The organism is Malikia sp., from assembly GCF_028687635.1.
In the GTDB taxonomy this organism is placed as follows: domain Bacteria; phylum Pseudomonadota; class Gammaproteobacteria; order Burkholderiales; family Burkholderiaceae_C; genus Malikia.
The window spans coordinates 1-12,312 of the sequence record NZ_JAQTZS010000029.1; the positions used below are offsets into that span (position 1 = coordinate 1).

At 59.6% G+C, this 12,312-nt stretch carries 15 protein-coding genes; 4 read left to right on the forward strand and 11 right to left on the reverse strand.

Going from position 1 to position 12,312, the window contains the following annotated elements:
* Positions 1-281, reverse strand: a 281-nt coding sequence (rpsT, locus tag PHR85_RS13210; RefSeq protein ID WP_300055126.1) for a 30S ribosomal protein S20, incomplete at its 3' end; no start/stop codon positions are given.
* 191 nt (positions 282-472) lie between these two features.
* Between rpsT and PHR85_RS13215 the strand changes: the two genes are divergently transcribed.
* Positions 473-1,936 (forward strand): DEAD/DEAH box helicase, encoded by a 1,464-nt coding sequence (locus tag PHR85_RS13215; RefSeq protein ID WP_300055018.1) that lies wholly within the window; start codon positions 473-475, stop codon positions 1,934-1,936.
* A gap of 34 nt (positions 1,937-1,970) precedes the next feature.
* Here PHR85_RS13215 and PHR85_RS13220 read toward each other — a convergent pair whose 3' ends face one another.
* The 10 genes from PHR85_RS13220 to PHR85_RS13265 form a co-directional block, all read right to left on the reverse strand.
* Positions 1,971-2,816, reverse strand: coding sequence for a symmetrical bis(5'-nucleosyl)-tetraphosphatase (locus tag PHR85_RS13220; protein WP_300055020.1), 846 nt, complete (start codon positions 2,814-2,816; stop codon positions 1,971-1,973).
* A gap of 2 nt (positions 2,817-2,818) precedes the next feature.
* Entirely contained in the window at positions 2,819-3,430 is a 612-nt protein-coding gene (locus PHR85_RS13225) for a recombinase family protein (RefSeq protein WP_300055022.1), read from the reverse strand.
* On the reverse strand, positions 3,411-3,668 hold the full coding sequence (locus PHR85_RS13230) for a hypothetical protein (RefSeq protein ID WP_300055024.1): 258 nt from the start codon (positions 3,666-3,668) through the stop codon (positions 3,411-3,413). The genes PHR85_RS13225 and PHR85_RS13230 overlap by 20 nt, the downstream gene beginning before the upstream one ends.
* Positions 3,669-3,712: 44 nt before the next feature.
* Positions 3,713-4,753, reverse strand: coding sequence for a zonular occludens toxin domain-containing protein (locus PHR85_RS13235; RefSeq protein ID WP_300055026.1), 1,041 nt, complete (start codon positions 4,751-4,753; stop codon positions 3,713-3,715).
* Positions 4,750-5,037 (reverse strand): DUF2523 family protein, encoded by a 288-nt coding sequence (locus PHR85_RS13240; RefSeq protein WP_300055028.1) that lies wholly within the window; start codon positions 5,035-5,037, stop codon positions 4,750-4,752. The genes PHR85_RS13235 and PHR85_RS13240 overlap by 4 nt, the downstream gene beginning before the upstream one ends.
* Positions 5,034-6,446 (reverse strand): hypothetical protein, encoded by a 1,413-nt coding sequence (locus PHR85_RS13245; protein WP_300055030.1) that lies wholly within the window; start codon positions 6,444-6,446, stop codon positions 5,034-5,036. Before PHR85_RS13245 ends, PHR85_RS13240 begins: the two co-directional genes overlap by 4 nt.
* 361 nt (positions 6,447-6,807) lie before the next feature.
* Positions 6,808-7,032 (reverse strand): major capsid protein, encoded by a 225-nt coding sequence (locus PHR85_RS13250; protein ID WP_300055032.1) that lies wholly within the window; start codon positions 7,030-7,032, stop codon positions 6,808-6,810.
* Positions 7,033-7,113: 81 nt separating this feature from the next.
* Entirely contained in the window at positions 7,114-7,335 is a 222-nt protein-coding gene (locus tag PHR85_RS13255) for a hypothetical protein (RefSeq protein ID WP_300055034.1), read from the reverse strand.
* A gap of 1 nt (position 7,336) precedes the next feature.
* Positions 7,337-7,654: a hypothetical protein gene (locus PHR85_RS13260; RefSeq protein WP_300055036.1), complete on the reverse strand. Its 318-nt coding sequence runs from the start codon at positions 7,652-7,654 to the stop codon at positions 7,337-7,339.
* Between the two features lie 27 nt (positions 7,655-7,681).
* Positions 7,682-8,938, reverse strand: coding sequence for a replication initiation factor domain-containing protein (locus PHR85_RS13265; protein ID WP_300055038.1), 1,257 nt, complete (start codon positions 8,936-8,938; stop codon positions 7,682-7,684).
* Between the two features lie 243 nt (positions 8,939-9,181).
* Here PHR85_RS13265 and PHR85_RS13270 point away from each other — a divergent pair, with 243 nt between their 5' ends.
* From PHR85_RS13270 to PHR85_RS13280, 3 genes are read left to right on the forward strand one after another with little or no spacing between them, the layout of a single operon-like run.
* Positions 9,182-9,571, forward strand: coding sequence for a hypothetical protein (locus PHR85_RS13270; protein ID WP_300055040.1), 390 nt, complete (start codon positions 9,182-9,184; stop codon positions 9,569-9,571).
* A gap of 17 nt (positions 9,572-9,588) precedes the next feature.
* Positions 9,589-10,884, forward strand: coding sequence for a hemolysin family protein (locus PHR85_RS13275; protein ID WP_300055042.1), 1,296 nt, complete (start codon positions 9,589-9,591; stop codon positions 10,882-10,884).
* A 52-nt stretch (positions 10,885-10,936) separates the two neighbouring features.
* A complete protein-coding gene (locus PHR85_RS13280) occupies positions 10,937-12,292 on the forward strand; it encodes a DUF3422 family protein (RefSeq protein ID WP_300055044.1) in 1,356 nt (451 codons plus the stop codon).
* The last annotated feature ends 20 nt before the right edge of the window (positions 12,293-12,312 follow it).

Sequence of the window (12,312 nt, forward strand, 5' to 3'; positions counted from 1 at the left end):
GCCTTGACCTTGGCGGACAGGCGGCTCTTGTCGCGAGCGGCCTTGTTCTTGTGGAAGATGCCCTTGTCGGCGATGGTGTCGACCACGGCTTGCATCTTGGCAAACAGCTCGGTGGCCTTGCTCTTGTCGCCGGTCAGGACAGCTTTCTCGACGTTCTTGACAGCGGTGCGGTACTTGGAACGCAGCGAGGTGTTGGCGGCGTTCAGCTTGATGTCCTGGCGGACGCGTTTGCGACCGGATGCCAGGCGGGGGTTCTTTTTCTTCGGCTTGGTTGCCATGATGATGTTCCTTTGAGTTTGTGGATGTTGCCAGCAGAACTAAAGATTATAGCGCCCAAGCCAGATCTGCCAAGCAACAGAGCGCTCGCTGAAGGCCTGGCTGTGGCTTTCATGCCGCGCCCCGTCGCCGTGCGCAGCGAAGAATTCCTTTTTTGTCCCTGGTTTCTTCGCGAGGTGAGACAATCGGGGTTCAGATGACACAAGCTTTCTCAGAACTTTCGCTGGCTGAACCGCTGGCACGCGCCATCGCCGAGATGGGTTTCTCGGCCATGACTCCCATTCAGGCGCAAGCCATTCCGGTCGTGCTGCAAGGCCGCGACGTGATGGGCGCGGCTCAGACCGGCACCGGCAAGACGGCCGCCTTTTCGCTGCCGCTGCTGCAGCGCATGCTCAAGCACGAGAACGCCTCGACCTCGCCCGCCCGCCACCCGGTGCGCGCGCTGGTGCTGCTGCCCACGCGGGAGCTGGCCGACCAGGTCGCGCAGCAGATCGCGCTCTATGCCAAGCACACCCAGCTGCGCAGCACGGTGGTGTTCGGCGGCATGGACATGAAGCCGCAGACGCTAGAGCTCAAGAAGGGCGTCGAGATCCTGGTCGCGACGCCAGGCCGACTGCTCGACCATATCGAGGCCAAGAATTGCGTGCTGAACCAGGTCGAGTACGTGGTGCTCGACGAGGCCGACCGCATGCTCGACATCGGCTTCCTGCCCGACCTGCAGCGCATCCTGAGCTACCTGCCCAAGCAGCGCACCACGCTGCTGTTCAGCGCCACCTTCTCGTCCGAGATCAAGCGCCTGGCCGGCAGCTACCTGCAGGATCCCGTCACGATCGAGGTCGCCCGCTCCAACGCCACCGCCTCGACCATCGAGCAGCGCTTCTACCGCGTCGACGAGGATGACAAGCGCCAGGCCCTGAAGCAGCTGTTGCGCGAAAAGGACGTCAAGCAGGCCTTCGTCTTCCTCAACAGCAAGCTCGGCTGTGCCCGCATGGCACGCGCGCTTGAGCGTGACGGCCTCAATGCCGTCGCGCTGCACGGCGACAAGAGCCAGGACGAGCGCCTGAAAGCGCTCGACGCCTTCAAGAAGGGCGAGGTCGACCTGCTGATCTGCACCGACGTGGCCGCGCGCGGTCTCGACATCAAGGATGTGCCGGCGGTGTTCAACCTCGACATCCCGTTCAACGCCGAGGACTATGTGCACCGCATCGGTCGTACCGGCCGTGCCGGCGCCTCGGGCATCGCGATTTCCTTTGTCACCGGACGCGACGTCAAGCAGCTGGCCGAGATCGAGAAGCTGATCGGCAAGAAGACCGAGGTCGAGCCGTTGCTGCTCGGGTCCGATCAGCGCCGCTTTGGTGCTGCCCCCCCGGTGCGCCAGAACGATGGCCAGCGCCTCTGGAGCGATCCGCAGGCGCGCGCCGAAGTGCGCAGCGAGCGCCCGACCAGGGTCCGTGCGCCGCGCGCCTCGTCAGATCCCTTCTTCGACCGGCCCTATCAGCCGACCCTGGCGTCCGACTCCACGCCCGAATGGGAAGGCAAGGCCCAGCCGGCCCGCGGCCTGTCGCCCTTCATCAAGAGCAAGCGCAAGGTCGCCGCGCTGTTCCGCCCCGCAGCGGCTCCTGTACCGGCTACCGAATCCAGCACCGAAGCCGCCAGCTGAGCTGCTGGTCCGGCGCTCTGCTGGAGCCGTCTTCTCAGGCGCCGGGCTTGCGGGTCCGTGGACAATTCACCTGCACGATCTCGGCCACCCGCGCCGGACCGCCTGCTTGTGGCTGCAGCCGGGCGGCGCTCAGGCAGCCGCCCCAGAGGCAGCCGGTGTCGAGCGCGAGCAGCTTCTCGCGCTGCAGCAGTCCCAGCGTCGACCAGTGGCCGAAGGCGATCAGTGTGTCGGCGCTGCGCCGGCCCGGCACATCGAACCAGGGCAGGTAGCCCGCCGGTGCCTTGCCCGCGCCGTCCTTGCTTTCGAAATCCATCCGGCCCTCGGTGTCGCAAAAACGCAGCCTTGTCATCGCGTTGACGACCACGCGCCAGCGCTCGTCGCCGGCCAGTTCCGGGCTCCAGCGGTCGGGCTGGTTGCCGTACATGCTGCGCAGCCAGTCCGAGCCTTCGCTGCCCGACAGCATCCGCGAGAATTCCTGCGCCAGTGCCAGCGCCTGGGCCGCGTCCCACTGCGGCAGCAGGCCGGCGTGCACCAGCAGCCAGCCCTGGACTTGCAGCGCCAGCGGCCGGGCGCGCACCCAGTGCAGCAGCCCGGATCGGTCGGGCGCGGCCAGGATCTCGTCCAGCGTGTCGCTGCGGTGGACCTTGCGCACCCCCTCGGCCACCGCGAGCAGGTGCAGGTCGTGGTTGCCGAGCAGGCATTGGGCCGACGCGCCGTAGCCCATCAGGCGGCGCAGCACCGCGAGCGATCCCGGCCCCCGGTTGACCAGGTCGCCGAGCAGGTAGAGCGTATCGCGGCTCGGTGAGAAATCTATTTTCCGCAGCAGGCGCTGCAGCGGCTCGTCGCAGCCCTGCAGGTCGCCGATCAGGTATAGGGCCATGGTTACAAATACGCTCGCAAAACTGGCAAGTTTCTGGTTCGGAGCTTCGCCGCGCCTGGGTTTCGCCTAAGCCAAGTCTCCCGGTAGACGGTCGAAACCGAACAACCGAAGATCTCGGCCAGCATCTTAACTGGGAACAAGCCAGTGTCGCGCAATCGCAACAGTTCATCACCGTCCTCCTTGGACACTCTACGTGGCGTACCACCCCACCTCACCCCACGCCGATACGCTGCCGCTTGACCGTGCAAAGCCCTTTCCCGGATCAAGGAACGCTCAAACTCGGCCACCGCCCCCAAGACCTGAATCATGAGCTTGCCCGCTGGTGTGACCGTGTCGATAGGCTCAGACAGTGAGCGGATGCCCGCGCCACGCTGGTCGAGCTGTTCGAGAACTTCAAGCAGATGACGCAACGACCGCGCCACTCGATCCAGTTTCCAGACAACCAGCACATCACCCGGCCCAAGCGCCTGCAACGCGGCCAAGAGCTGCGGACGATGCTTGATCGCGGATAGCTGCTCCTGGTAGACAGTGCGGACACCGTGACGCTTGAGCGCGTCGAGCTGGAGGCGGGTTTCCTGATGAACGGATGAAACCCTAGCGTAGCCAATAAGCACGGGCAAACACGACCATGAAAACAGCCCCAAGCACTGCAAAACAGATCAAAAGGAACAGGCCGATCTGCTGCCAAACGCTGAAAGGCTTGTCTCGCTGCTGCACCGACTGATAACCCCTGACACGATCAACTGCGGCTACCTGGTCGCGGTGTTCGTGGTACCAATCCCGATCATGAATACTCATGTTCTGCACCTCCTTGAAAGTGTGACGATACACGCCGGAAACGGTCAGTGGCAAGCGTGAAGGTGTCCCCCATGCTTACGCATGGGTCCCGTTGTTTATCAAGGAATAGCGGGCAAATTGGCTAACGGCTTGGCAGAAGAAACCGTGAAATAAACCGGCGATCGCAATGGAGCAGGCCCAGGAATGGAATCAGGAAGCCTACCAGGAACAGGAATCTTAGCGAAGGACTCGCACATGCCCACTGTATCGTCCAGTTTGGCCCCGCCCTGGTCAAAGCACTGACAGCGACTGGCGATCATGATGCAACCGGAAAAAACAGGCTTCGCTGTCTCAGACTCGGAAGAAGACTCAATAGAAGGCCCAGGAGCCGCTGGAGTAGCCGCAGGCTGGGCTGATACCGGCTGGACATTAGAAACGGTTACAGACCGCTTTTCGCTGATTGCAGCCATATTTTGAGACTCACCCGACGACCTAGCAGAAATTCGACCATAAGCAGCAGGCCCAAGATAAGCAATCGAGCCAAAAGCCAACAAAATCAGCCAGACAACGGAAGGAATCCGACGCGGAGTCTTGGTGTGCAACTCGGCAGATTTATAAAGCTGGAAAACGCTTTTATCGTACTTCCAAGGCGCTTTCGCAATGGACTTGGAATACATCAAGGAGCGGCTGCAATGATCCCATTCATAGACAATCGTCAAGCCCATATTGCCCATACGGCGAACATGAAGATGACGCCCACAGAGTCCATGAACGTGACGATCTACGTTCATCGGCGATTGTGTAATGAGGATGAAATCCACGCCCATATGTCGATGGGTATCAAGCGCCTGAATATCATCGGGCACTTTGGAGCCGTTCGCCCTGGGAGGCCATGGCTTCTGAAATTCATCAAACACAATGACGCTTCCAGGCTTCGCCCATTTGTGCCAGTCACGTAACCCTTGATTATCGCCACCGTCGATCAGCTCATGATCGAACAACGCGCCATTGATATTCGTGTAAATCGTTCGATTGACTTGTATTTCATTCCCATCATCATCACGCCCGCTAACCTTGGAACCGATCAGCGGCCTGATCAACTTGGAAATAGCGTAGAGCGTTTTCCCAGCCCCAGGCGTGCCGGTGATGATCGTGATCATTGTGAATTCACCCCAAGGATTTTGGTCCCCTGTTGGATTTTCCAGAGAATCAGCTTAGTGGTCATGGCACCAAAGATGATGCCCAGACCGACTCCACCACCAGCAAGCAAAAAAAGGTTCAGCATGTCCGCAGGAAGGGCCGCAAACGAGGTTTGCAGCTTCGTCTTGAGCTGGGTAAAGATGGCATCCAAGCCAACGATAGACACGACAGAAAAACCCAAGGAAACCAGGACACGCGCAAGGAAGGGCTGGACAAGGGAAACAAGCCAAACACCTAAATTCATGATGCCACCTCACGACCACCAGGAACGAGGATCAATAGAGCAATAAAACCAGAAAGCAAAATCACTAACGGACGAACATAAGCTGAAATCTTGGAACAGTGAGACTGCCAATCAATAGCCTTGACTTGCTGACCACCAACCGAAACATAAACGTCAGCAGGACATGATCCGCCATCTAAAAATGATTCCTCAGAATAAATCAAATCAAACTTTTTACGAGGAATCTCACTTTCTGGAGTATCGAATTCTAATTCTTTGCAAGCAATAACTTCAGGATTGGATTTGCAAAAATCCTCTGTTGGTTCTGTTGGCTTTTGTGTAGTAGTAGTGGTGATTTGATTCGTTGCGCTATTATTTGAAACATTGGTTGTTGTTGTACTGGTAATTGCAACCGTATTTCCAGAATATTGATAATTATTGGTTTTCTGCTCAGTAGAAGTAACAGTAGAACCATCGGGATTGGTTTTAGTGGTTGTAATAGGATCACCAGCAGGACCAGAAGAAGGGCCGGTAATTGTAGGATCTGAAACTTCAATAGACGATCCAGAATCAGCCATGTGATTAAAAATAGACGGCTGTAAATTGGGATTTGATACGATGGCACTTTCAATCTTGCCAGCAACAATAAGCGGATCAGGTGATGGAACCCATTCTTTCTTTTCACTAAGGGAGCAATCCGCATTCTTGTCGTTATTCGGTGGAATAGAGCCATCTGGACAACGCCAAGATGCAGAAACTTGCCCACCCATACCAATAGCCGATGTTTTATTAACTAAATTGGTTTCTCTGATATAGCAATCGGCAAAAATAAGATCTGATCTAATAACCGCATATTCTGGAGTATATGACCATTCGCCCTGATATACAGAAGGCTTGTATTTCAAGGCGCAAGCCTCGGTAGCAGTAGGAGCAAGCTTTTCGGGATATTCACTCCAAACCCATTGAAGAGTCGGTTTTTGTGATTCATAGGTAATCTTGCATTCCTCCCACATGCCGCCCGTATTGATCATTTGACCACCAGCTAATCTAACGCAGGCTTGATCAGCTAAATAGCCCAAAGTTTCCTGCAAAGCCATTGAAGCAACCAAACCCCAAGGATTAACAAGAGCTTTTGCAAGATTCTTAGGTGATGCAATGACTTTTGCCGTAACGTCGATAGTTCTACCTGCTGGAAATGGGAGTTTTTCAAGCTTTTGAACTGCCAAGCCAGAAGAAGAAGCACTACCAGGAACAGGCAACCAGCCGACATTAGGAGAAATTATCGTTCCAGGCGCACCCGTAGAACCATAAGAAAGACCGTAAGAACCAGTAGGACCAGCTCCAGAAAAACGAGAGTTACCACCCTTATTGAATGTGGCAGCATTTGCAATAGAGCAAATGAAAAAGAGAGGAATTAAAATCTTTTTCATTTGAAGGCCACATAAAGAAGCAGCCACAAACCAGCAGCAACGAACAATTCCAGAGGAACGACAGGCGTCATTTTTCAATATCCCCCGAGAAAAGTTTTAGCAACTGCTTGGACCCCCATACAACGACCAGGGCACCAAGCATCAAAAGGAACACGTCCGAAATCTCGGCCAGCCGGGCGGGACTTGGGGCGGGAACCTCATATTCCGACTTCGTGACAAGCACGTAATCGGAAGACGCGCATTCGGTCTTTTCAACGATGGCCGGGAGCTGGACCGCAGACACCACAGGACCGGAGGCAGAGCCGCCAATCGTGGCACCAACGGGCAGAGGTGACAGACACAGCATCCCGGCCACCTACGATCAGAACCAGCCCATTTTCTGGCCCAGCTTGCGCAAACCCCAGACGGTAGCCATGGCAGCGATGACAGCTCCGACAGCCGCCAAGAGGTCAGTTTGTGCGCCGGTGATCGCGGCGGTCACTTCGGTGGGCAGGGCAGCATGAGCCGCGTTCATGAAGGCGGCCACAGCAGCAGCACCGCCAGCGACGACACGAGCAGCGAGACGACGAATGATGAAGTTTTGCATTTTTAGACTCCCAGCCGCCATGACGGGCGGAACGTTGATGGAGAACCCACCGGAGCGCCCCCCAGGCGCTGCGCTGGAATCTCAGTTTGGATCGTTTTCTGTGCCAATCAAATCCAAATCAATAACTTGCGGCTGATCATCAAAATCAACCCAATCATCAATGAGCTGATGGATACGCTCCAGGTCATCAGTTACGCCACCACCAGCCAGCCGCAACGAAACGACCCATTCGGGTTGATGGTCTTCAGCGTTCGGAGCCAAAAAACGCCCCGTAGTCGCTGACTGAATGATGTAACGCGGCATATTAAACAGCCTTGGCGCTTGCAGGCTTGATAGAGAGCAGCGTTAGCTTGCTGTCATTACCAGCACCCGCCACCATATCAAAAATGCAGTCACAGAGCAAACCAGAAGCAGGCCAGGACTTGCCAAGATGCTGCCACTTTTGGAATTCCTCAGCGTCTCCCATCTTGAAAGGACGAGTGACCGCGCCGATGCTACGGCCCGCCGTGTTATCAGCGACATCCACGATGAGGTGAAACGTGGTCGAGCTGAAAGCGCGGCCCTCGTACTCCCCCTTGGATTCCTTGATACCAGTGCAAATGACTTGAGAATTAAGTTTCATGGTTTTCTCCTGTGCCCTGTTGATCCGTCACGAAAACGCCGGGCCAGCGTTAGACGGGTTGATATGCAAAAAGTGAGGACAGTCCCTGTCTGACAAGAAAAACGGCGAACCGAGATCAGAGGACTGATGAACGCGCTGTTCAGCAACTTGGAAGGCCTGGGCCAACTCAGCGCCAGAGAAGCGGGCAAGACGGGCAGGTGGCTTCTTGTGCTCGCAGAGAGCGAGGAAGCCGTCACCGAAGTACCTGAAGGCCGCGGAGATCGTCGGGCCGGCCACATCCATGGCCCAGCGAACAGAACGGTTCACCTCGGCTTGCACAGTCTCAAGAGCAAGACGGCTCATGGCCTTGATGCGTTCAGGCGATGGGATGGCATCGGCACGAGTCAGCATGAGAGCGTGCCAATCCGAAGCACCTGCGAAGAAGTCAGAAGGACGGCGCAGCATGTCAACAGGAAGAACGCGCAGCTTGTTGCCATAACGCAGCTCGACACGAACCCACTTGGAGTCACTGTCAGCGCCGAATAGCTGGTGCCCCTTTTCATAGACGTTGGTCTGCTTGCCGGCCTCCTTGGACCCCATGTAGAACGAGCGTTCGCGCCCGTTGATCCAGTCGCCCACCATGTTGCACTTGAGCTTGCGCCCGCCGACGTTACAGAGGCCGGAGCGGTAATCTTGGGTCACCTGATCGAGACCACCCTCGAAGCCGTCGAAGAAGTCGAGCGCCAAGTCACAGCGCGTAATGTCGCCCTTGACCTCTTCGATGAGAGAAGCGAGTCGATCAGTCCAGCCATGCCTAGCGAAGGTGCAAGCCGTACCGTAGAGGTTGACATGCAAGGTGCGCGCCTGGGCGGCCTGCTTGGCGTTCTTGCCGCTGGTCAGGAAGCCGACCCAGCCGCACTCATGGCCGTTGCGCTCGATGCTCCAGCGGCTTTTGTAGAAGTCGTGCCCCTTGCGAATCTCAGCGGAGACTTGAAAGTCGTCACCGAGCACCGTAGCAACCTTGCCAGCCAGCTCCAGAGCCTGGGCAGCGGGCAAGAAGTCGCCATCCGGAATACTGGCAAGTACGCGGTTTATCTGGGCCTTCCTGAAGTCGTCATCCCAAACATTCATGGTCAAGGAAGGAAATAGCAGGTCAACAGACGGCGTTTCCGCGTTGCGGAGGTAGCAAGTGAAGCGGAGCCAATCAACATGCACAACGCTTTGAGTCTCGATCCGCTCGGCTAGCAAACGGATCTTGACGTCTTCGCCGTCGAGGACCAGGGAATTCTGGGACGGGCGGGTCATTGCGTGTTATCCCCGTGATTACCATGGGGGTGAGCAGCCAGCGCGGCCCCCGTCACCGTGCGGCGCTGCGCTTGCCCGGTGCCGGTGTCCGCGCCGTCTACACAGACCGTGCAGGCCAGGAGAGCACCGCAAGACCGAAGCATGGGACGATCACCAGGGAAGCGCGCAGCACCATGAAGCTGATCAACCCAGAACATTTTTCCAACCTGAACGGGTTTTTGCTCTTGACAAGTTACGTTTCCCATGGCTGATCCTAGTGCTACAGTTTGCTTGCGCAGAAACGCAAGTTCGCTTTTGCGCAAGTTTAGACAGATTTTGCGCAATTGCGCAAGAAGAAAGAAAAAAATGAATGTGAACGACCTGATCGACCGAGCAGGCAAGGTAGCCGGATCACTAGGAAAACTAGCGAACGCCATGCACAAACACCCAGCGCGCTTGAGTGAGTGGAAAAGCGGAAAACGAAAACCAGACGCAGCAGAAGTCGCTTACATGGCAAAAATCGCTGGGCTGCCAGTGCTGATCACAGTCGCCATGGTGGAAGCCGAACTACACCCCGAAACGGCAGAGCTTTGGAACACTGCCCTGGGGGAAATTGAGGCCCGACTGGTGCAGAGCGTGGCACCAGTCAGGTAAAGTGCCATCTACAAATTATGGACGTTCTGTTAATCATCTTCCTGACCCTGCTCAACGGCGCCTTCGCGATGTCCGAGATGTCGCTGGCCGCCAGTCGCAAGGCCCGCCTGGCCGCCATGGCCGAGAGTGGCGACAAGGGCGCGCAGACCGCGCTCAAGCTGCTCGACAACCCGACCGAGTTCCTGTCCTCGGTCCAGGTCGGCATCACCTCGATCGGCATGCTCAACGGCATTGTCGGCGAGGCTGCCTTCAGCAGCGCATTGGCCGAGAAGCTGGCGCATCTGGGTCTGCCGCAGTCGAGTGCCGAGATCAGCGCAACCGCCGTCGTCGTGATCGTGATCACCTTCGTGACCATCGTATTCGGCGAACTGGTGCCCAAGCGCATCGGCCAGATGCACCCCGAGGCCGTGGCGCGCTGGGTCTCGCGCCCCATGGCCGGCGTCGCCAAGGCGGCCAAGCCTTTCGTGATGCTGCTGTCGGCGACCACCCGTGGCGTGCTCAAGCTGCTGCGCTTCGAGAACACCTCGATCCAGCATGTGACCGAGGAGGAGATCAACGCCAGCCTGGAGGAGGGCGTGGGCGCCGGCATCATCGAGGAGCATGAGCACCAGATGGTGCGCAACGTCTTCCTGCTCGACGACCGCCAGCTCGGGAGCATCATGGTGCCGCGCTCCGACATCGTCTGGCTCGATGTCGCCGACAGCCTGGAGCAGGCGCTGGCCAAGGCCTGGCAGGGCGGTCATTCCTGGTACCCGGTCTGCCGCGGCGGGCTCGACGACGTGGTCGGTGTCATCCACCTGCCGCGCCTGCTGGCGCTGGCCGACGAGGGCAGCGCCGACGGCTGGCAGCGCAAGGCCAGCGTCCCGGTGTTCGTGCCCGAGACGCTCAGCGGCATGGAGCTGCTCGAGCAGTTCCGCTCCCGCGCCACCCGGATGGTGTTCGTGGTCGACGAGTACGGCGTGGTGCAGGGCCTGCTGACGCCGCTCGACATGCTGGAGGCCATCACCGGCGAGCTCTCGCCCGAGGTGCCGCACGAGGCCTGGGCGACGCCGCGCGAGGACGGCAGCTGGCTGGTCGATGGCGCCATGCCGGCGCATGAGCTCAAGGCCAGGCTGGACATCGACGCGTTGCCCGATGAGGACAAGGAGCGCTACAACACCGTGGCGGGTCTGATGCAGGCGGTTTCGGGCGAGCTGCTGGGGGTCGGTGAGGCGGTCGAGGTCGCCGGCTGGCGCTTCGAGGTGCTCCAGGTCGAGGGCCGGCGCATCGAGCGGGTCCTGCTGCGCAGCTTGTCCAAGTCGGCTCCGGACTGAACCTCGCCTTTTTCGCCTCCCACCTCATCCATCCTGTCGCCCGAGCCACCGAATGAGCCACCCATCCATCGCCGCTGACCCCTTGGGGCAAGACCCGCCGCTCGGCCTGTTGCCGCCCGACGACCCGCTGCGCATCGCGCTGCACGACGAGATCCACGCCAGGCCGCAGGCCAGCATCCGCCTGCCCGCGCTGCTGACCCATGTCGCGGTGCTCAACCAGGGCGTGAGCCGCCAGGACGAGTGGTCGCACCTGTGCCTGCTGCCGGGCCAGCAGCAGTTGCCGGCCAGCGCGACCCGAGGCTATTTCCTGCACCTCGGATTGGAGGGTTGCACGGTCCAGTGGGAGCGCCACAGCGAGTTCACGCGTTACACCGTGATCCAGCCGCTGCCCGAGGTCGGTGCCGACGCCGAATTGCCCCCCAAGCTGTGCGCTGCGCTGGCGACGCCACCAGGCTGGCTGGCCGGTATTCCGGGCCGCACGGTCGCCGCGATCCAGGTGGTGATGTTCAAGGCCGCGCTCGACGACCTGCCCGGCGCCATGGCCGCGGTCCAGCCCTGGTTCGCGCCCGGGACCAACCTGATCGCCTCCCAGATGGGGACCGGCCAGTCCTGCGCCGTGACCGATTTCCAGGTCAACGCCGACGGCTTCGAGCGCATGCTGCTGCTGCTGCATCCCGACAGCAGCGCGTCGCGCCCGGGCCGCGCCTCGGTGCGGCTGCTCGAACTGGAGACCTACCGCTTGATGGCCTTGCGCGGCCTGCCGCCGGCCAAGGCGCTGACGCCGCTGCTGGCCAGCGTGGAGGCCGAGCTGGCCAGCTTGACCGCCCAGCTCGAATCGCGCGCGGCGGTCGAGCAGGAACTGCTGGACCATCTGATCGCGCTGGCGGCGCGGGTCGAGCGGGCCACGGCGGAGAACAGCTATCGCTTCTCGGCCACCCGCGCCTATGCCAAGCTGGTGATGCAGCGCATCGAGGATCTGCACGAGCATCCGATCCCGGGCTTCCAGACCTGGGGCCAGTTCATGCGCCGCCGGCTGTCGCCGGCGATCGCGACCGTCGCTTCCACCGAGCGTCGCTTGACCTCGCTGTCCGAGCGGGTGGCCCGCACCAGCGCGCTGCTGCGCACCCGGGTCGATATAGCGGCCGAGGGCCAGAACCAGCAGCTGCTGGAAAAGCTCACGCGCGGCCAGGACCTGCAGCTCAGGCTGCAGTCCACGGTCGAGGGGCTGTCGATCGCGGCGATCTCGTACTACGTGGTCAGCCTGCTGCTGTACGGCGCCAAGGCGCTCAAGGGGCTGGGCCTGCCGGTGCAGCCCGAGCTGGCGGCCGGCGCGCTGGTCCCGGTCGTGCTGTGGGCGGTCTGGTGGACGACGCGCCGCATCCACGAGAAGCTGCACGCGGATCATTGAACGGCGGCGCCTCCCGCCGC